The organism is Methylobacterium sp. Leaf108 (assembly GCF_001423265.1).
Taxonomy (GTDB): Bacteria; Pseudomonadota; Alphaproteobacteria; order Rhizobiales; family Beijerinckiaceae; genus Methylobacterium.
Map to the genome: position 1 here is coordinate 109,954 of NZ_LMND01000005.1, position 19,155 is coordinate 129,108.

Genomic DNA, 19,155 nt, shown 5'->3' on the forward strand with positions numbered 1-19,155 from the left:
GATCCACCTACGGGGAGACCCAGCGGAACAGATGGGCGAGATCCTTGAAGAAGATCCTCACGTGCGCCACCGGCTTGGCCTTCACCAGTTCCTTGTTCATGTAGGCGTCCCAGGTGAGTTGCTGGACATCCTTGTCCTTGCAGATGGAGACGAAGCGCTCGCGCAGCGCATCGTTGCGGTACCAGAACCATTGCATGATCCGCAGGATCAGGAACACCCGCCCGTGCAGCTTCATGAAGCGGCGGCGGGCCAGGGCGAGGGCGCTGGCCTTGCCGGTGACGAGGAAGGCCTGCGCCGCCTCCGCCGCCAGGCGGCCGCCGAGCATGGCATAATAGATCCCCTCGCCGGAGGCCGGCGCGACGATGCCGGCGGCGTCCCCGGTGAGGAGGACGTCGCGGCCGTTGTCCCATTTCTTGAGGGGCTTGAGCGGGAGCGGCGCGCCCTCGCGCCGCACGGTCTCGCCGGCGGCCAGCCCGCTCGACGCGCGCAGGTCGCGGATGGCGCTGCGCAGGGAGAAACCCTTGCGGGCGCTGCCGGTGCCGATGCTGATCGTATCGCCGTGCGGGAAGATCCAGGCGTAGAAGTCGGGCGAGAGCTTGCCCTGGTAGTAGACGTCGCAGCGGGTGGCCTCGACGTCGCCGCTGCCGTCGGTCGGGCGCCGGACGATCTCGTGGTAGGCGAACACCTGCTTCATCGCGGCATGGCCGGGGATCTCGGCCCGGCCCACGGCCGAGGTCGCCCCGTCGGCACCGATCACCAGCCGGGTGCGGACCGTGGCCGGCTCGCCCCCCGTGGGGGTGTAATGCACGGTGGCGAGCCCGTCGGCATCGTGGACGATCCGCTCGAACCGGCCGGGGCGGTGATCGGCACCGGCGAGGGCGGCGCGGTTGCGCAGCCAGGGATCGAAATGCTCGCGGTCGACCATGCCGACGTAGCCTTCGCCGACGGGCATGTCGACGCGCACGTCCTTGGGCGAGATCATCCGCGCCGAGCGGATGCGCGCCACGATGAGATGGTCGGGGATCGCGAAGTCCTTGATCAAACGGGGCGGGATCGCACCGCCGCAGGGCTTGATCTTGCCCGGCTTGTCGAGGAGGAGCACGCGCCGGCCGAGGCGGGCGAGATCGGCGGCGGCCGTGGCGCCGGCAGGGCCGCCGCCCACTACCACCACGTCGAAGGTTTCGGTCTCGGACATCGGGCTACCTCGCGGAGAGACGGGGCTCGGGCAGGAACGATCGGCGCGTGGACGGCGCGCGGATGCGGCTGGGCGGCGCATAGGCGACACGCAGGGCGAGGCCGGCGCCGACCACGAACAGGAGGGCTTCGGCCGTGAAGACCGCGGCATAGGCGTGGACCACCTGCGGCGTGATCAGGCGGGCGACATCGACCGCCACGGTGCCGAGGAAACCGCCGGCGCCGAAGGCGACGCCCTGCGCCGCCCCCCAGACGCCCATGCGGGTGCCGCGCTCGGCCTCGCCGCCCGCGCCCGCCAGCCCCATCATCGAGCCGATGGCGGCGACGGCGAAGATGCCGTTGAAGAGGCCCAGGGCAAACACGGCGGCGCGCAGCGGAAACTCCGGCCCGACGAGGCCGCCGGCGGCGATCGCGACGAGGGCGAGGGCCGAGCCGAGGCAGCCGAGGACGGTCCAGGCCTTGAGCGAGCCGAGGACCGGCCCGCCGATGCCCATGGTGGTCCCCGCCACCAGCAGCATCCCGGCGAGGACGCCGCCGTGCTGCAGGCCCGAAAGCTTGGTGGTGGCCCCCGGCGTCATCGCGAAGACGAGGCCGGCGAAGGGCTCGAGGATGAGCTCCTGGGCGCTGTAGGCCAGCATCGCCACGAACAGGAACACGGTGAACCGCCGCGAGGCCGGCTCGGCCCAGACCTGGGCCAGGACCTGCAGGAACGGCTTGCGCTCGGCCCGCTCCTCGGGGGAGGGGGCGGCCCGCGCCGGTTCGATGCCGCGCAGCGCCAGGGTCGCGAGGCAGAAGGCGATCAGCGAGACCGTGCCCGAGACGGCCACGAGGCGCAGCCCCGAGAACGGATCGAGGAAATGGCCGGCCAGGGGCGCGGTGATGGCAAAGCCCGCGATCATCATGATCCAGACCAGGGTCGCGGCCGCACCGCGTCGGCGGGCGTCGACGCCCGTGGCCAGGAGCACCAGCAGCGAGGTGCCGGCGGCACCCGCCCCCATGCCGACGCCGAGGAAGGCGAAGACCGCCAGGGCGAGGCCGGCGGCGGGGTGGGTCTCCATGACGGCGGTGGCGACCGCCGCAAGGAACCCGCCCAGGGTGAGCGCGGCCATGCCGCCGACGATCCAGGGGGTCCGCCGGCCGCCGACGTCGGAGCCGTAGCCCCAGCGCGGGCGCAGGACCTGGACCGCGTAGTGCAGGGCGACGAGCCCGCCGGGCACCATGGCCGGCAAGGCGAGCTCCACCACCATGACGCGGTTGAGGGTCGAGGTCATCAGGACCACCACCGACCCCAGCGCCGTCTGCACGAGGCCGAGCCGGGCGATGGCCGCCCAGGAGAAGGAGAGGGGAGCCGTCATGGGCGGCCTCCGGCGGCGATCCGGGAATCCTGCCGCGCGAGGCCCGCGCGTCCGCGCGACGCGCGCGCTGCGTTGGGGACACCGATCGAGCCGGACGCGGTGGGTGCTGAACTGGCCATGCCCGGAGGCTAGGAGCCTAGGGCGACCTGTGTCAAGTTTGATTTACACGTTGAGCGTCAAGTGAAGTTGTCACTCGGGCTTCGATGCGATGCGCTCCCGGCCTCGTCCGGCAGGGTCCCGTGGTTGGACAGGCCCGTTTCGCGATCGGGCTGGCGAGGCGGCAGGCGGCGAACGCCGCCCTGCGCCACCCTGGATTGCACCCCTCGCTCGGTCCGGCCGGAGGGTGGTCAGTCGGGGTCGTCGGCGGGTTCGGGGCCGTCGAGGTCGCCGATGCCGTAGCGGCGCAGCTTGGCGTAGAGCCCCTGGCGGCTCAGGCCCAGCATCTCGGCGGCCGAGGCGCGGTTGTCGCGGGTGATGCGCAGCGCCGCCTCGATGCACAGGCGCTCGATCAGGTCGGTCGATTCGCGCACCAGGTTCTTCATGGTCACGCGGCCGACGAGCTCGGTCATCTGCTCGACCGAGCGCGGCAGGTCGCGCCCGGTCAGGGCGGGGGCGGCCGCCCGGCGCGGCGTCCCCCGGATCGTGAAGCCGAGGCAGGGATGGCCGCCGCCGGCCACCGACACCGCCGCAATCTCCACGTCCTCCACCGAGCCGTAGGTGCCGCGGATGCTGGTGGCGAAATGACGAACCGACCCGTGCAGGCCCAGGGTGGCGAACAGGGTCGCGGCCTCGGTCTCCTCGCGCCCGAGCCAGCGGTCGAACAGCTCGCCGCGCACCTGCTCCTCGGTGGCGAGTTGCACGAGGTCGAGGAAAGCGGCGTTGGCGGCCAGGATGCGCCGGCCCGGATCGGTGACGACGAAGCCCTCGGGCAGGTTCTGGATCACGTCGAGGGTGCCGGTACCGGCGCGGCCGGGCGCCGCTTCCCCGGCTTCGGGCCCGTCGACGGAGAGGCGCAGCAGCGCGCTGACGGCGTTCTCCTGCCGGAACAGCGAGGCGGAGAGGCGCGTCTCGCCGCGGCCGTTCCCGAGGCGCACGAGGAGGTCGTCGGCCTGGCCGGACACCCGCAGGCCCGCGAACAGCGATTCGAGCTCGCGGGCGCTGGCGGAGTCGAACAACTCGATCACGTCCTGGCCCAGCACCCGCTTCTCGGGCTTGCCGAGCAGGCGCGCGGCGGCGGGGTTGACCTCGGTGACGCGCCGGGTGGCGGCATCCACCACGAGCACAGGCTCGCCGGCGAGCTGGAACAGGAGGCGGTAGCGGGTCTCGGCCCCGCGCATGCGCAGGTAGTCGCGCTCGAGGGCCTGCTGCGTCTCGGCGAGCTTGCGCTGGAGGGCGGCCATGGCCCGCAGGTTGCGGCCGATCACGATCACCGGACCGTCCGCCTCCAGGCGCATGGCCGAATAGCGGATCGGGAGGTCGATCCCGGTGGCCGAGGGGTGGTTCACCTGGCGCCAGCGCGTCACGGCACCGGGGGCGGCATCCTTGAGCAGGGCCGCGATCTTGGGGCGGCTCTCCACCGTCACGGTGTCGACCCACAGCCGGCCGAGCCACGACTCACAGCCCTCGCCGGCGAGATCGGAACTGCCGAAGGCCGCATCGCGGATCACGCCCTCCCGGTCGATCACCAGGGAGAGGTCCGTCGCGGCCGCGACGAGCAGCCCGGCCGCCTGCGCATCCAGGGGGCCGAGGGTTTGATGAAGGGCCGCGAACGACGAGGTTGCGGCAGGAAGCGCCAGACTGGTCAAAGATCACCAAGGTGTGATGCCGTCAGACGGGTCTTTCAGCAGGCTCGGGCATGCAGATCAAGCAAACGCTCGGCGATGGCAATGGCGTCACGCGCATCGCTCGCGGTCGCATCGGCTCCGACTCGGACGAGATGGCCGGGGTTATCCACGAAGATCGGACCGCCGACCATGATGTGCAGGTCGGGGTTGCGTGAGGTTTGCCGAAGCTCGCTCACCGTCTCGGCCAGGACCGGCAGCAGCGTCTCGCTGCCGAGCGAGAGGCCGACGATGTCGAACCACTCCCGGCGCACCCGCCGCAGCGCGTCGGGGCCGTCGGCCTGCGTCAGGCAGGTCACGTCCCAGCCGGCATCGTGGAAGAAGCGTTCGAGCAGGCTGAGGCCGAAGCAATGGGTCTCGCCGGGGCAGGTCGCCAGCAGGACGCTGCGTCCGCGCGACACCCGGACCGGCTCGTCGAACCGGAGGCGCAGGTCGTGGGTGATCCGCTGCAGCCGGCCCATCGCGATGGTGAGCTCGGTGAAATCGCACAGGTCCTCCTCCCAGAGAACCCCGAGATGCCGCGCCGTCGGAGCCAGCAGGTCGAGCAGCAGACTTTCCAGGGAGAGGCCCGCCGCCATCATGCCGGCGACCCGCGGCTCGGCGTCGTCGCGGCCTGGCGCCAGCATCAGGTCGGCGAAGGACGCGATCTCCTCCGGCGTCGGCGTCGCGCGGCGGGCCGGCTCCGGGAAGGGGTCGTCGCGCAGGGCCAGCATCATACGTGGAATGATCTCGGCCTCCACGATCCTGGCGAGGTCGCCGTGCCAAAGGGTGGGGGTAGCGACACGCAGGAGTTCGGACAGGGCGTCCGCCTCGCCCGATCCCGGAAGATCGCAGCCGTTCGCGCCGTCGTGAAAGGAATACTGGTCCCGATGCTGCCTCAAGTCGTCCATTGGTCCCTCCCAATGTTGATGACGGCTTCTTGTTGACCTCGATCTTGCGTGTCGAGCGCGACGTCTTGTGACGCCCTTGAAATATCATCGACCGTCGTATCGGATGATGGTGTCCGGGCACGAGCGCCCCGGAAAACCCGTGGCGTTCAGGTTCCCGACGAGCGACGATACGCCTCCCCGAGGTTTTGGCAACGCACGAGTTGTAACCCGGCTCGCACGCGGATGTCCAGTGAGATTGACGTAAAGCCAGCTTGACACTCTGACAGGGCCTTCCTAACCTCTCCCTCAACGGCAGCCCTCCCGAGGCGGCCAGCAGGACAGGGGCGGACGCGATGGGTCCCATCAAGGGCCAGACGGGACGACCCCTCTACACGCCGGCCGAACGGGTCCGGCGCGACGCCACGGTCTGGACCCTGGTCCAGGGCATCCTGGCGCCGCTGCAGTTCTTCGTGTTTCTCGTCAGCCTGGCGCTGGTGCTGCGCACCCTGGCCACCGGCGAGGGCGAGGCGGCGGCCAACGCCTCGGTCGTGATCAAGACCGTCGTGCTCTACGCGATCATGGTCACCGGCGCGATCTGGGAGAAGGTCGTCTTCGGCCGCTACCTGTTCGCCCCGGCCTTCTACTGGGAGGACATGGTGAGCATGGCGGTCCTGGCCCTGCACACCGCCTATCTCGCCGCCCTGCTGACCGGCCGGCTCGACACCACCGGGCTGATGCTCCTGGCGCTCGCGGCCTACGCCACCTACGCGATCAACGCGACGCAGTTCCTGCTCAAGCTGCGCGCCGCGCGGCTGCAGGCGCCGTCGGACCTCTCCTCCTTCGCGGAGGCCGCCCGATGAACGCCCACGCTCCCGTCCCCAGCCTCGACGCCGCCTGCACCGACACCGGCGTCACGATCCGCCAGGAGCGCGGCCAGCGCGCCGTCTTCTGCGGCCTCACCGGCATCGTGTGGCTGCATCGCAAGATCCAGGACGCGTTCTTCCTCGTGGTCGGCTCGCGCACCTGCGCCCACCTGATCCAGTCCGCCGCCGGCGTGATGATCTTCGCCGAGCCGCGCTTTGCCACCGCGATCATGGACGAGCGCGACCTGGCCGGCATCACCGACATGAACGACGAGCTCGACCGGGTGGTGCGCCGCCTGATCGAGCGGCGCCCCGACATCCGCCTCCTGTTCCTCGTGGGCTCCTGCCCGTCCGAGGTGATCAAGCTCGACCTCACCCGCGCCGCCCAGCGCCTGTCGCGGCGGGTCTCGCCGGACGTGCGGGTGCTCAGCTACTCGGGCAGCGGCATCGAGACCACCTTCACGCAGGGCGAGGACGCGTGCCTGGCCGCCCTCGTCCCCGAGATGCCGCGGGCCGAGGCCGACGCGGCCCCCGCCCTCCTGGTGGTCGGGGCGCTGGCCGACGTGGTCGAGGACCAGTTCTCGCGCCTGTTTTCCGAACTCGGCATCGCGCCGGTGGCGTTCCTGCCCGCCCGCAAGGCCGACGAGCTTCCCGCCGTCGGGCCGTCGACCCGCTACCTCCTGGCCCAGCCCTTCCTCACCGATACCGCCCGCGCCCTCGAAGAGCGCGGCGCCGGCAGGATCGCCGCGCCGTTCCCCCTGGGGTCGGAGGGTACCACCGCCTGGCTGCGGGCCGCCGCGGATGCCTTCGGCGTCGCGCCCGAGCGGTTCGAGGCGGCCACGGCACCCGGCCGCGCCAGGGCGGCCACGGCGCTCGCCCCCTATCGCCAGCGGCTGGCGGACAAGCGGGTGTTCTTCTTCCCCGATTCGCAGCTCGAGATCCCGCTCGCCCGCTTCCTGTCGCGGGAGATGGGCACGCAGCTCGTGGAGGTCGGCACCCCCTACCTCCACCGTGGCCACCTCGCCGACGAGATCGCGATGCTGCCCGCCGGCACGCAGGTGGTGGAGGGCCAGAGCCTCGACGACCAGATGGACCGCTGCCGGGCGGCACGCCCCGACCTCACGGTGTGCGGCCTCGGTCTGGCCAACCCCCTCGAGGCCGAGGGGCTGGCGACCAAGTGGTCGATCGAACTCCTGTTCACCCCGATCCAGGGCTACGACCAGGCCGGCGACCTCGCCGAGCTGTTCGCGCGCCCCCTGGTCCGCCGCACGCGGCTGGAGGTCTGAGACCATGCAGCTCACCGTCTGGACCTACGAGGGACCGCCCCACATCGGCGCCATGCGCGTGGCCACCGCCATGCGCGGCCTGCACTACGTGCTGCACGCCCCCCAGGGCGACACCTATGCCGACCTGCTCTTCACGATGATCGAGCGGCGCGATGCCCGCCCGCCGGTCACCTACACCACCTTCCAGGCCCGCGACCTCGGCTCGGACACCGCCGCGATCTTCAAGGACGCGGTGGCCGCCGCCTACGAGCGCTTCAAGCCCGAGGCGATGATCGTCGGCGCCTCCTGCACCGCCGAGCTCATCCAGGACGATCCGGGCGGGTTGGCCAAGGCCCTGGCCCTGCCGATCCCGGTGATCCCGCTGGACCTGCCGGCCTATCAGAAGAAAGAGAACTGGGGCGCCTCGGAGACCTTCTACCGTCTGGTGCGGGCGCTGTCTGGACCGCCGCCCGCCGCCGGGACCGCACGCGCGAGCGCAGACGGTCGGCGCCCCCTTTGTAACATCCTCGGCCCCACCGCCCTGGGCTTCCGCCACCGCGACGACCTCATCGAGATCAGGAGCCTGCTCGACCGGCTCGGCATCGACGTCAACGTGGTGGCCCCGATGGGCGCCAGCCCGTCCGACCTCGGGCGCCTCGGGGCGGCCGACTTCAACGTCGTGCTCTACCCCGAGGTGGCCAGGGTCGCCGCGCAATACCTCCAGAAGACCTTCGGCCAGCCGATGGTCGAGACGGTGCCGATCGGCGTCGCGGCCACCATCCGCTTCGTCGAGGAGATCGCCGCGCTCACGGGGATCGATCCCTCGCCGGTGCTGGCCGGCGCGCCCTCGCGCCTGCCCTGGTACTCGCGCTCGGTCGATTCGACCTACCTCACCGGCAAGCGCGTCTTCATCTTCGGCGACGCCACCCATGCGGTGGCGATGGCGCGGGTGGCGGCCACGGAGCTCGGCTTCAGGGTCGTGGGGCTCGGCACCTATGCCCGCGAGTTCGCCCGCGAGGTCCGGGCCGAGGCCGAGGTCCACGGCATCGAGGCGACGATCACCGACGACTACCTCGACGTGGAGGCCGCCATCCAGGCGGCCCAGCCCGAGATGGTGCTCGGAACCCAGATGGAGCGCCACATCGCCAAGCGCCTGGGACTGCCCTGCGCCGTGATCTCGGCCCCGATCCACGTGCAGGATTTCCCCGCCCGGCATTCGCCGCAGATGGGCTTCGAGGGCGCCAACGTCCTGTTCGACACCCTCGTCCACCCCCTGATGATGGGACTGGAAGAGCACCTGCTCGGGATGTTCCGCGAGGATCCCGAGTTCCACGACGGCGCGGCCCCCTCGCACCACACCCGCCACGGCGGGCCGAGCCCCGCACCGGTCCCCGAGGCGGCCCAGGCCGCCCTCGCCCAACCCGCGCCGCCACCATCCCAACCGACCGCCAAGGACACCGTCGTCGTCTCCCTGTGGGACGCCGCCGCCGAGAAGGAACTGAAGAAGATCCCGTTCTTCGTGCGGGGCAAGGCCCGCGCGAACACCGAGCGTTTCGCCCGCGAGCAGGCGCTCCCCCTCATCACCGTCGAGACGTTGTACGATGCAAAAGCGCATTTCGGTCGCTGAGCCCACTCCGGTGCGCATCGTCATCGTGACGATGGACACCCACCTCGCGAGCGCCGTCGACCGGGCGCGCCGCGACCTGCAGCGCGACATCCCCGGCCTCACCCTGGTCCTGCACGCGGCCACCGAGTTCGGGGACCATCCCGAAAAGCTGGCACGCTGCCGCGCCGACATCGCCGCGGGCGACATCGTGATCTGCGCGATGCTGTTCATGGAGGATCACTTCCAGCCGATCATCGCCGACCTGCGCGCCCGCCGCGACCACTGCGACGCGATGCTGTGCATGATGAGCGCCAGCGAGGTGACCAAGCTCACCCGGGTCGGCGCCTTCTCGATGGACGGCTCCAAGAGCGGCGGCGCCATGGGCCTGCTCAAGCGCCTGCGCGGCGCGCCCAAGGAGCGCAGCGCCAGCGCCGGCGCCGAGCAGATGAAGATGCTCAAGCGCCTGCCCAAGATCCTGCGCTTCATCCCCGGCACCGCCCAGGACGTGCGCGCCTACTTCCTCACCCTGCAGTACTGGCTGGCCGGCTCGGACGAGAACGTCCTCAACATGATCCGCGCCCTGGTGGACCGCTATGCGAGCGGCGAGCGCAAGGTCCTGCGCGGCCGGCTGAAGGCCGCGGCCCCCATCACCTACCCGGAGGTCGGCGTCTACCATCCGCGCCTCCCCGGCCGGATGTCGGAATCCCTCGACGACCTTCCGTCCGCCGGCAGCCGCGGCACCGTCGGCGTGCTCGGCCTGCGCTCCTACATGCTGGCGGGCAACGCCGCCCATTACGACGGCGTCATCGCCGCCCTGGAGGCGCGTGGCCTTCGCGTCATCACCGCCTTCGCCAGCGGCCTCGATTCGCGACCGGCCATCGAGCGGTACTTCCTCAAGGACGGCGTCGCCACCATCGACGCGATGGTCTCGCTCACCGGCTTCTCGCTGGTGGGCGGCCCGGCCTACAACGACGCCCGCGCGGCGGAGGAGATCCTGGCCGCGGTCGACGTGCCCTACGTCGCCGCCTACCCGGCCGAGCTGCAGACCCTGGAGCAATGGGGCGCCTCGGAGCGTGGCCTCCTGCCGGTGGAGACGACCATCATGGTCGCGATCCCCGAACTCGACGGCGCCACCGGCTCGATGCTGTTCGGCGGCCGCTCCGACAAGTCGGGCGCGGCCTGCAAGGGCTGTCACGTCGCCTGCGTCTTCCCCTCGGGCGAGGACGACCGCGACATGCATTCCTGCGTCGAGCGCGCCGGCATGCTCGCCGCCCGCGTCGACCGGCTGGTGCGCCTGCGCCGCAGCGAGCGGGCCGAGCGCAAGGTCGGCATCGTGATCTTCAACTTCCCGCCCAACGCCGGCAACACCGGCACGGCCGCCTATCTCTCGGTGTTCGAATCGCTGTTTCGCACGCTGGCCGCCATGAAGGCGGCCGGCTACGCGGTGGAGGTGCCCGAGAGCGTCGACGACCTGCGCGAGCGGGTGGTGATCGGCAATGCGGCGCGCTTCGGCGCCATGGCCAACGTCCACACCCGCATCTCGGTGGACACCCACGTGCGGCGCGAGCGGCACCTGGCCGAGATCGAGGCGCAATGGGGGCCCGCGCCGGGCAAGCAGCAGTCGGACGGATCGTCGATCTTCGTGCTCGGGGCCGAGTTCGGGAACGTCTTCGTCGGCATCCAGCCCGCCTTCGGCTACGAGGGCGACCCGATGCGGCTCCTGTTCGAGAAGGGGTTCGCCCCCACCCACGCCTTCTCGGCCTTCTACCGCTGGCTGCGCGACGACTTCAAAGCCCACGCCCTCCTGCACTTCGGGACGCACGGGGCGCTCGAATTCATGCCCGGCCGCCAGAGCGGCCTCTCGGCCACCGACTGGCCGGACCGCCTGATCGGCGACATGCCCAACCTCTACCTCTACGCGGCCAACAACCCGTCCGAGGGCACCATCGCCAAGCGCCGGTCCTCGGCCACCCTGATCAGCTACCTCACCCCCCCGATCGCCCATGCCGGGCTCTATCGCGGTCTCCTCGACGTGAAGGGCGCCATCGAACGCTGGCGCGGCACCGAGCCGGAGGCACAGGCGGAGCGCGAGGACATCGCGGTGCTGATCCAGGCCCAGGCGGCACTGGTCGACCTGGCCCAGGCGGAGCCGGCCTGGGGAACCCGCGCCGGGGCCGAGATCGCCCGCATCGGCGCCGAGATCCTCGACCTGGAATACACCCTGATCCCGCACGGCCTGCACGTGGTCGGCGAGGCCCTCTCCGTCGACGAGCGCATCGACATGCTGCTGGCCATGGCCGATTCGGCCCATGGGACCAGGCTCGACCGGGCGTCGGTCTCAGCCCTCGTCGGCGGCGCCACGCCGGAGGCGGCGCTCTCGGCCTCCGGCACGGTGCCGGTGGCCACCGACCTGCCGATCCTGCGGGAACTCGCGGCCACGAACCGCCTGCTCACCGGCGACAGCGAGGTCCCCGCCATCCTGCGGGCGCTCGACGCCCGCTTCATCCGCCCGGCCCCCGGCGGCGACCTCCTGCGCACGCCCTCGATCCTGCCGACGGGGCGCAACCTCCACGGCTTCGATCCCTTCCGCATCCCGAGCGCCTTCGCGGTCAAGGACGGGGCCATCCAGGCCCAGCGCATCCTCGACCGGCACAAGGCGGACGGGCTGCCGCTCCCCAAGACCGTCGCCATCGTCCTGTGGGGCACCGACAACCTCAAGAACGAGGGCGGCCCGATCGGGCAGGTGCTGGCGCTGCTGGGCACGCGGCCGCGCTTCGACGGCTACGGCCGGCTCACGGGGGCCGAACTGATCCCGCTGGCCGAGCTCGGCCGTCCGCGCATCGACGTGGTCGTCACCCTGTCGGGCATCTTTCGCGACCTGCTCCCCCTCCAGATCAAGCTCCTGGCCGAGGCCTGCCTCCTGGCGGCCACCGCCGACGAGCCGGTGGAGCAGAACTTCGTCCGCCTGCACGCCCTCGCATACCAGCGCGTCCACGGCGGCGACATGGAGACGGCGTCCCTCCGGGTCTTCGGCAACGCCGAGGGCGCCTACGGCTCCAACGTCAACCACCTCGTGGAGAACGGCCGCTGGGAGGACGAGGACGAACTCGCCGACACCTATGCCCGCCGCAAGGGCTTCGCCTACGGCCGCGACGGCCGCGCCGTGCAGCACGCCGCCCTCCTCAAGAGCGTGCTCGCCGACGTCGACCTCGCCTACCAGAACCTCGATTCGGTGGAGCTCGGCGTCACCACCGTCGACCACTACTTCGATACGCTCGGCGGCATCAGCCGGGCGGTCAAGCAGGCCAAGGGCGGCATCGAGGCCCCGGTCTACATCGGCGACCAGACCCGCGGCGAGGGTTGCGTCCGCTCCCTCTCCGAGCAGGTCGCCATCGAGACCCGCACCCGCATCCTCAACCCGAAGTGGTACGAGGGCATGCTCGCCCACGGCTACGAGGGCGTGCGCCAGATCGAGACCCACCTCACCAACACCGTTGGCTGGTCGGCCACGACCTCCCAGGTCGAACCCTGGGTCTACAAGGAGATCACCTCGGTCTTCGTCCTCGACCCGGCCATGCGCGAACGCATGGCCGCTCTGAACCCGACGGCGTCGGCCAAGGTGGCCCAACGCCTGATCGAAGCGCACCGGCGCGGCTTCTGGACCCCCGACGCGGAGACGCGCGACGCGCTCGACCGCGCCGAGGAGGAACTGGAAGACCGTCTCGAAGGCATCACCACTGGGGTCGCAGCATGAACATCGCCATCAGGAACCCCGTCGTCTCGCGTCAGCCCGAGGGCAGCGTCCAGGTCGAACTCGACCCGACCCTGAAGATCGGCACCGCCAAGGTCTTCGCGGTGTACGGCAAGGGCGGCATCGGCAAGTCGACGACCTCGTCGAACCTGTCGGTGGCCTTCTCCAAGCTCGGCAAGCGCGTCCTTCAGATCGGTTGCGACCCCAAGCACGATTCGACCTTCACGCTCACCAAGCGCCTCGCCCCGACGGTGATCGACGCCCTCGAGGCGGTCGGCTTCCACTCCGAGGAGTTGCGGATCGAGGACTTCGTGGCCGAGGGCTACAACGGCGTCATGTGCGTGGAAGCCGGCGGGCCTCCGGCCGGCACCGGCTGCGGCGGCTACGTCGTCGGCCAGACCGTCAAGCTCCTCAAGGAGCATCACCTCCTCGAGGACACCGACGTCGTCATCTTCGACGTGCTCGGCGACGTGGTCTGCGGCGGCTTCGCCTCGCCGCTCCAGCACGCCGACCAGGCGCTGATCGTCACCGCCAACGACTTCGACTCGATCTTCGCCATGAACCGGATCGTGGCCGCCATCCATTCGAAGTCGAAGAACTACCCCGTGCGCCTGGGCGGCGTCATCGCCAACCGCTCGGCCAAGACCGACGAGATCGACCGCTTCAACGCCGCGGTGGGCCTCGAGCGCATCGCCCACTTCCCCGACCTCGACGTGGTCCGGCGCTCGCGCCTCAAGAAGTCGACCCTGTTCGAGATGGAGCCGACGCCCGAGCTCATCGCGGTCACCGACGAGTACATGCGCCTGGCCGCCCACCTCTGGGCCGGCGGCAAGCCCCTCTCGGCGATGCCGATGAAGGACCGCGACCTCTTCGAATTCCTTGGCTTCGACTAGGGGGAGACGGGCCGATGACCAGCGCATCCTACGCCGAGCGCCGCTCGCAGCTGACCACCTACTTCGACCGCACCGCGGTCGACGCCTGGGCCCGGCTCACCACCGACGCCCCGGTCTCGAAGATCCGCGCCACGGTGCGGGCCGGGCGCGACGCCATGCGGGCCAACCTGCTGTCGTGGCTGCCCGAGGACCTCACCGGCAAGCGCGTGCTGGACGCGGGCTGCGGCACCGGCGCGCTCAGCGTCGAGGCGGCCCGGCGCGGGGCCGAGGTGGTGGCCATCGACGTCTCGCCGACCCTCGTGGGCCTCGCCCGCGAGCGCAGCGCCGAGATCCTGGGCGGCGAGCGCATCGACTTCCGGGTCGGCGACATGCTCGACCCCTGGCTCGGGCGCTTCGACCACGTCGTCGCGATGGACAGCCTGATCCATTACAACGCCGCCGACATCACCCGGGCGCTGGCCGAACTCGGGCTTCGCACCGACGGGTCGGTGGTGTTCACGGTGGCCCCGCGCACGGCGCTGCTCACCCTGATGTGGACGGCCGGGCGGCTGTTCCCGCGCGGCGACCGGGCGCCCGCGATCGTGCCGATCACCGAGGGCGCCCTGCGCAGGCGGATCGCCAAGGAGGCGGTGCTCCAGGGCTTTGCCGTGAAGCGGACCAAGCGGGTCAACAGCGGCTTCTACCTGTCGAACGCCATCGAGCTGGCGCGATGAAGATCGGCGGCCTCACCACGCGGGCGCTGATGCGGCTGGGGCCCGGCATCATGCCGTTCATGCCCTTCGCCGACGCGGCGACGCCGGAGCTGCCGCTGGGTCGGCTCCTGCGGCTGTCGCTGTTCCAGGTCACCGTCGGCATGGCCGCCGTGCTGCTCATCGGCACCCTCAACCGGGTGATGATCGTCGAACTCGCGGTGCCGGCCTGGATCGTGGCCGTGATGCTGTCGCTGCCGCTGGTCTTCGCCCCGCTGCGGGCCCTGGTGGGCTTCCGCTCCGACACCCACCGCTCGGTGCTCGGCTGGCGCCGCGTCCCCTACATCTGGTTCGGCACGCTGCTGCAGTTCGGCGGCCTCGCCATCATGCCCTTCGCCCTCCTGATCCTGTCGGGCGACACCACCGGGCCGGCCTGGCCCGGCCATGTGGCGGCAGCCCTCGCCTTCGTCATGGTGGGCGCCGGCCTCCACACCACCCAGACCGTGGGCCTGGCGCTGGCCACCGACCTCGCCCCGGCCCACGCCCGGCCCCGGGTGGTGGCGCTCCTCTGCGCCATGCTGCTGGTCGGCATGGTGGTGAGTGCCGTCGTCTTCGGCCTGGCGCTCGCCAACTTCTCGCCCCTGAGGCTGATCCAGGTGATCCAGGGCACCGCCGTGGTCACCATCGTGCTCAACGGCATCGCCCTGTGGAAGCAGGAGGCCCGCCAGCCCGGCCGCACCGACCGCTCGGCCCCGCGCCCGTCGTTCTCGGACTCCTGGGCGACCTATGCCGGCAGCGGGCTCGCCCGCCGGCGCCTCGTGGCCACCGGCCTGGGCACCGCCGCCTTCTCGATGCAGGACATCCTGCTCGAACCCTACGGCGGCCAGATCCTGCGCCTGCCGGTGGCCACCACCACCGCGCTGACGGCGATGCTGGCGGCGGGCGGCGGCATCGGCCTCTTCCTCGCCGCGCGCTGGCTCAACCGGGGCGGCGACGCCTTCCGGGTCGCCGCCTCGGGCACGGTGGTGGGGATCCTCGCCTTCTCGGCGGTGGTGTTCGCCGCGCCATTGGGGTCGGCCCAGCTCTTCGCCACCGGCGTCCTGCTGATCGGGTTGGGCGGCGGGCTGTTCGCCCACGGCACGCTGACGGCCTCCATGGCCAAGGCCGGCCCGGAGGACACCGGCCTGGCGCTCGGCGCCTGGGGAGCGGTCCAGGCGAGCGCCGCCGGCGTGGCCATCGCGGCGAGCGGCATCCTGCGCGACGTCGCCTCGCATCTCGCCGAGTCGGGGGCCCTGGGCGAGACCCTGAACGATCCCGCCACCGGCTATCTCGTCGTCTACCACCTCGAGATCGCGCTCCTGTTCGCGACCCTCGTCGCGATCGGCCCGCTGGTGCGGGACACGACCTCGCGCCGGTCCGGCGGGCTCGCCCTGCCGGCCACCATCCACACCCATCCAACACACTGAAGACCGGGGAGGAAGTCCGATGCCAAGAGGTGAGATCACCGGCTACGTCGACGTGGCGCAGGTCGTATTGTACGCATTCTGGATCTTCTTCGCGGGGCTGGTCTTCTACCTGCGCCGGGAAGACCGCCGCGAGGGCTACCCCCTCGAGTCCGAGGCGATGGCCGGCCGGCCCAGCCCCGACCCGATCCTGATCCCCACGCCCAAGTTCTTCCACCTGTCGAACGGCGAGACCAAGAGCGCGCCGCAGACGGGCGGCCCCAACGCCTGGAACTACCGCGGCCACAAGCACGAGATCTGGCCCGGCGCGCCCCTGGAGCCCGACACCGACGGCCTCCACGACGCCATCGGCCCCGGTTCCTACGTCGACCGCGACGATCATCACGACCGCACCTGGGACGGCGAGAAGCGCATCGTCCCGCTGCGGGTGGCCGATCACTTCGTGGTGCACGAGGCCGGCCCGAACCCGATCGGCCGCGACGTGGTCGGCGCCGACCGAAAGGTCGCCGGCACCGTCAGCGACCTCTGGGTCGACCGCGGCGAGTCGATGATCCGCTACTACGAGGTCGAACTCGCCGGGGGCGGACGCCGGGTGCTGATGCCCAGCGCCTTCTGCAAGCTCGGCCTGTTCTCCGGCGTCGTCCAGACCGAGGCCCTCCTCGCGTCGCAGTTCGTCGACATCCCCGGCACCAAGGACGCCGATTCGGTCACCCTCTACGAGGAGGAGCGGATCATGGCCTTCTTCGGCGCGGGCACCCTCTACGCCACCCCCCAGCGCCAGGAGGCCATCCTGTGAGCGAATCCGTCAGCCTTCCCCCCAACGCCTTCGACGCCCCTCCGGGCCTGCCCGCCCCCCTGCCTGCCGGGGAACACGTTCTCTGGCAGGGCCGCCCCCGCGCCGCCGGGATCGCCTTCCGGACGCTCCACGTCGGCCTCGTGGCGGCCTGGTTTTCCGGATTGACCCTCTGGGCCGGCGTGCCGCTACTGGCCGAGGGCCGGTTCGTCGAGGCGGCCGTAGCCGTCGGACCGACCCTGGCCCTCGGGGCGGGCGCCATCGGACTGCTCGCCCTGATCGGCTGGCTAACCGCGCGCAGCACCACCTACACGATCACCAACCGGCGCCTCGTCATGCGCTACGGTGTCGCCCTGCCGATGACCCTGAACCTGCCCTTCGCGCTGATCGAGGATGCGGGCTTGCGCCGCTTCCGCGACGGCACCGGGGACCTGCCGATCCTGTTGCGTTCCGGCAACCGTGTCGCTTACCTTCATCTCTGGCCGCACGCACGGCCCTGGCATGTCAGCCGGCCCGAGCCGATGATGCGGTCCGTCCCCGACGCGGGGGAGGTGGCCAGCATCCTGGCCCGCGCCATCGCCGCCACGCTGGAACCACAACGAGAAGAATCGGCAAGCCCGGTGATCGTCGCGCGGCCCCGCAGTGCCCCGCGTCCCCCGCGCCTCGCCGCCGCGAGCTAGGGAGCAGGACGATGTCCGACACGACGGCAAAGTCAGGGACGAAGGGGGGAGGGCCGGTTCCGGGCCTGATCCTGACGGGGGCGGCGGGCCTCCTGGGCTTTGCCATGCTCGCGGTGATGATCGGCCGCGAGGAGCGGATCGGCATCACCGAGATGCCCCCGGCGCAGATGCTCAAGACGGTGGAGATCCGGGCCGACGACCAGACGGACGGATCGATCACCATCCGCGACGACCGCACCGGCGATCTGATCTTCACGGTGGAACCGGGCCAGGACAATTTCATCCGCGCGACGCTGCGCGGCTTCGGGCAGTCCCGCCTGCGCAGCGGGCTCACCCGCGACCAGCCGTTCCGGCTCACGCGCTTCGACGACGGCAGCCTCCAGCTCGAGGACGAGCAGACAGGCCGCAAGGTCAACCTCGGTGCCTTCGGCCCCGCCAACGCCCAGGCCTTCGCCCGGCTGATGCCGGCCCTCGAGGCCGGCGCCGGGGTGGTGCGATGATGGGCTGGGCAAAGACCTGGGGACGCCGGGTCGTCGAGGTGCCCTGCACCGTCGAGATCGAGCAGACGCCCGAGAGCCTCCACGCGCACGTCGTCCTCGACGCCGCCTTCGAGATCGAGCCGGGCGACGAGGTCCAGGTCCACGATTCGCCGACCTCGGTGCCCTACGGCGAACGCATCGTGGTCCACCGCACGGCCACCGTGACGCGGGCCGGACCGGTCGAACGGCTCTGGACCAAGCTCGCCGGCAATTTCGAACTCACCGAACTCTACGAAGTCAGCTTTTCCGAGAGGAGGCGCCTGTGAACGTGTCGATCCAGCATCAGGCTCCCAAGGGCCATCAGCCGAAGTACCCCCTCAACGAGGGCACCAAGGCGGCGCAGGAGACGACCTTCCTCAGCCCGCGCTTCTACACCACGGACTTCGTCGAGCTCGACCGCACCGACGTGGAGCCGGTGCGCCGGCAGTGGGACATCCTCATCGCGGAGCTGAAGGCCGACCCGAACAAGCGCCACTTCGTCCGCAACGAGGAGTTCGACATCGACATGTCGGGCCTCGATCCGGACCTGCGCAAGGAGTTCATGGACTTCCTGGTCTCGTCGATCACCGCCGAGTTCTCGGGCTGCGTGCTCTACGCCGAGATGCGCAAGCGCGCCAAGAATCCCGACATCCGCGAATTGTTCGGCCTCATGAGCCGCGACGAGGCGCGCCATGCCGGCTTCATCAACGACGTGCTCAAGGACTTCGGGATCGGCGTCGACCTCGGGTTCCTGACCAAGTCGAAGAAGTACACCTTCTTCCGGCCGAAGTTCATCTTCTACGCCACCTACCTCTCCGAGAAGATCGGCTACGCCCGCTACATCACCATCTTCCGCGAACTCGAGAAGAACCCGGAGAAGCGCTTCCACCCGATCTTCAAGTGGTTCGAGAAGTGGTGCAACGACGAGTTCCGCCACGGCGAGGCCTTCGCCCTGCTCATGCGCGCCAACCCGAAGCTGACGACCGGGCTCAACCGCTACTGGATTAAGTTCTTCCTGCTCGCGGTCTTTGCCACGATGTACGTGCGCGACCATTGCCGCCCGCATTTCCACAAGGCGCTCGGGGTCGATCCGACCGAGTACGACTTCCAGGTGTTCCGCATCACCTCGGAGATCTCCAAGCAGACCTTCCCGCTCACCCTCGACCTCGACAACCCGAAGTTCAAGCAGGCGCTTGATCGGCTCCTGACCTGTTCGAACGGGATCGCGGACGCGAAGGCTCAAGGCGGCCTGATCGGCAAGCTCAAGCACGGGGCCTGGATCGCGGCCTCGGCGGTCAACTTCGCCCGACTCTACGCCCTGCCGACCATCGACAACCCGATGCCGGCCGAGATCCGGCTCGAGCCGGTCTGGTAG

At 70.7% G+C, this 19,155-nt stretch carries 16 protein-coding genes; 12 read left to right on the plus strand and 4 right to left on the minus strand.

Going from position 1 to position 19,155, the window contains the following annotated elements:
* Positions 1 to 7: 7 nt before the first annotated feature.
* From ASF39_RS05815 to ASF39_RS05830, 4 genes are all read right to left on the minus strand, one after another.
* Positions 8 to 1,195, minus strand: a complete 1,188-nt coding sequence (locus ASF39_RS05815; protein WP_055882237.1) for a geranylgeranyl diphosphate reductase — start codon at positions 1,193 to 1,195, stop codon at positions 8 to 10.
* 4 nt (positions 1,196 to 1,199) lie between these two features.
* On the minus strand, positions 1,200 to 2,549 hold the full coding sequence (locus ASF39_RS05820) for a BCD family MFS transporter (RefSeq protein WP_056281827.1): 1,350 nt from the start codon (positions 2,547 to 2,549) through the stop codon (positions 1,200 to 1,202).
* 347 nt (positions 2,550 to 2,896) lie between these two features.
* Entirely contained in the window at positions 2,897 to 4,354 is a 1,458-nt protein-coding gene (gene ppsR, locus ASF39_RS05825) for a transcriptional regulator PpsR (RefSeq protein WP_082494392.1), read from the minus strand.
* A 35-nt stretch (positions 4,355 to 4,389) separates the two neighbouring features.
* The gene (locus ASF39_RS05830) at positions 4,390 to 5,280 is read right to left on the minus strand and encodes a cobalamin B12-binding domain-containing protein (RefSeq protein ID WP_244472288.1); all 891 of its coding nucleotides are present in this window, start codon (positions 5,278 to 5,280) and stop codon (positions 4,390 to 4,392) included.
* A 332-nt stretch (positions 5,281 to 5,612) separates the two neighbouring features.
* Here ASF39_RS05830 and bchF point away from each other — a divergent pair, with 332 nt between their 5' ends.
* The 12 genes from bchF to acsF are packed head-to-tail and all read left to right on the plus strand — an operon-like array spanning position 5,613 to position 19,155.
* Complete coding sequence (gene bchF, locus ASF39_RS05835; protein WP_200938167.1) at positions 5,613 to 6,119, plus strand: 2-vinyl bacteriochlorophyllide hydratase; 507 nt, start codon at positions 5,613 to 5,615, stop codon at positions 6,117 to 6,119.
* Positions 6,116 to 7,408 (plus strand): ferredoxin:protochlorophyllide reductase (ATP-dependent) subunit N, encoded by a 1,293-nt coding sequence (locus tag ASF39_RS05840; protein WP_056281829.1) that lies wholly within the window; start codon positions 6,116 to 6,118, stop codon positions 7,406 to 7,408. The genes bchF and ASF39_RS05840 overlap by 4 nt, the downstream gene beginning before the upstream one ends.
* Positions 7,409 to 7,412: 4 nt before the next feature.
* Positions 7,413 to 9,014: a ferredoxin:protochlorophyllide reductase (ATP-dependent) subunit B gene (gene bchB / locus ASF39_RS05845; RefSeq protein ID WP_056281833.1), complete on the plus strand. Its 1,602-nt coding sequence runs from the start codon at positions 7,413 to 7,415 to the stop codon at positions 9,012 to 9,014.
* Positions 8,989 to 12,747 (plus strand): magnesium chelatase subunit H, encoded by a 3,759-nt coding sequence (locus ASF39_RS05850; protein WP_056281835.1) that lies wholly within the window; start codon positions 8,989 to 8,991, stop codon positions 12,745 to 12,747. The genes bchB and ASF39_RS05850 overlap by 26 nt, the downstream gene beginning before the upstream one ends.
* Positions 12,744 to 13,637, plus strand: coding sequence for a ferredoxin:protochlorophyllide reductase (ATP-dependent) iron-sulfur ATP-binding protein (gene bchL, locus ASF39_RS05855; RefSeq protein ID WP_055882215.1), 894 nt, complete (start codon positions 12,744 to 12,746; stop codon positions 13,635 to 13,637). The genes ASF39_RS05850 and bchL overlap by 4 nt, the downstream gene beginning before the upstream one ends.
* A 14-nt stretch (positions 13,638 to 13,651) precedes the next feature.
* Positions 13,652 to 14,350, plus strand: coding sequence for a magnesium protoporphyrin IX methyltransferase (gene bchM / locus ASF39_RS05860; protein ID WP_055882211.1), 699 nt, complete (start codon positions 13,652 to 13,654; stop codon positions 14,348 to 14,350).
* A complete protein-coding gene (locus ASF39_RS05865) occupies positions 14,347 to 15,792 on the plus strand; it encodes a BCD family MFS transporter (protein WP_082494393.1) in 1,446 nt (481 codons plus the stop codon). The genes bchM and ASF39_RS05865 overlap by 4 nt, the downstream gene beginning before the upstream one ends.
* Before the next feature lie 19 nt (positions 15,793 to 15,811).
* The gene (gene puhA, locus ASF39_RS05870) at positions 15,812 to 16,585 is read left to right on the plus strand and encodes a photosynthetic reaction center subunit H (protein ID WP_056281910.1); all 774 of its coding nucleotides are present in this window, start codon (positions 15,812 to 15,814) and stop codon (positions 16,583 to 16,585) included.
* Entirely contained in the window at positions 16,582 to 17,262 is a 681-nt protein-coding gene (puhB, locus tag ASF39_RS05875) for a photosynthetic complex putative assembly protein PuhB (protein WP_056281839.1), read from the plus strand. The genes puhA and puhB overlap by 4 nt, the downstream gene beginning before the upstream one ends.
* Positions 17,263 to 17,273: 11 nt before the next feature.
* On the plus strand, positions 17,274 to 17,762 hold the full coding sequence (gene puhC, locus ASF39_RS05880) for a photosynthetic complex assembly protein PuhC (protein ID WP_055882206.1): 489 nt from the start codon (positions 17,274 to 17,276) through the stop codon (positions 17,760 to 17,762).
* A complete protein-coding gene (locus tag ASF39_RS05885; RefSeq protein WP_056281842.1) occupies positions 17,762 to 18,067 on the plus strand; it encodes a hypothetical protein in 306 nt (101 codons plus the stop codon). Before puhC ends, ASF39_RS05885 begins: the two co-directional genes overlap by 1 nt.
* Before the next feature lie 2 nt (positions 18,068 to 18,069).
* A complete protein-coding gene (gene acsF / locus ASF39_RS05890) occupies positions 18,070 to 19,155 on the plus strand; it encodes a magnesium-protoporphyrin IX monomethyl ester (oxidative) cyclase (protein WP_244472293.1) in 1,086 nt (361 codons plus the stop codon).

What these genes read in the sequence shown, in the direction of transcription:
- puhC (WP_055882206.1), top strand. Translation starts at nt 17,274, where the DNA reads ATGTCCGACACGACGGCAAAGTCAGGGACGAAGGGGGGAGGGCCGGTT.
- ASF39_RS05840 (WP_056281829.1), top strand. Translation starts at nt 6,116, where the DNA reads ATGAACGCCCACGCTCCCGTCCCCAGCCTCGACGCCGCCTGCACCGAC.
- bchB (WP_056281833.1), top strand. Translation starts at nt 7,413, where the DNA reads ATGCAGCTCACCGTCTGGACCTACGAGGGACCGCCCCACATCGGCGCC.
- ASF39_RS05815 (WP_055882237.1), bottom strand. Translation starts at nt 1,195, where the DNA reads ATGTCCGAGACCGAAACCTTCGACGTGGTGGTAGTGGGCGGCGGCCCT.
- ASF39_RS05820 (WP_056281827.1), bottom strand. Translation starts at nt 2,549, where the DNA reads ATGACGGCTCCCCTCTCCTTCTCCTGGGCGGCCATCGCCCGGCTCGGC.
- ASF39_RS05865 (WP_082494393.1), top strand. Translation starts at nt 14,347, where the DNA reads ATGAAGATCGGCGGCCTCACCACGCGGGCGCTGATGCGGCTGGGGCCC.
- ASF39_RS05830 (WP_244472288.1), bottom strand. Translation starts at nt 5,280, where the DNA reads ATGGACGACTTGAGGCAGCATCGGGACCAGTATTCCTTTCACGACGGC.
- bchM (WP_055882211.1), top strand. Translation starts at nt 13,652, where the DNA reads ATGACCAGCGCATCCTACGCCGAGCGCCGCTCGCAGCTGACCACCTAC.
- bchF (WP_200938167.1), top strand. Translation starts at nt 5,613, where the DNA reads ATGGGTCCCATCAAGGGCCAGACGGGACGACCCCTCTACACGCCGGCC.
- bchL (WP_055882215.1), top strand. Translation starts at nt 12,744, where the DNA reads ATGAACATCGCCATCAGGAACCCCGTCGTCTCGCGTCAGCCCGAGGGC.
- ASF39_RS05885 (WP_056281842.1), top strand. Translation starts at nt 17,762, where the DNA reads ATGGGCTGGGCAAAGACCTGGGGACGCCGGGTCGTCGAGGTGCCCTGC.
- ASF39_RS05850 (WP_056281835.1), top strand. Translation starts at nt 8,989, where the DNA reads ATGCAAAAGCGCATTTCGGTCGCTGAGCCCACTCCGGTGCGCATCGTC.
- puhA (WP_056281910.1), top strand. Translation starts at nt 15,812, where the DNA reads ATGCCAAGAGGTGAGATCACCGGCTACGTCGACGTGGCGCAGGTCGTA.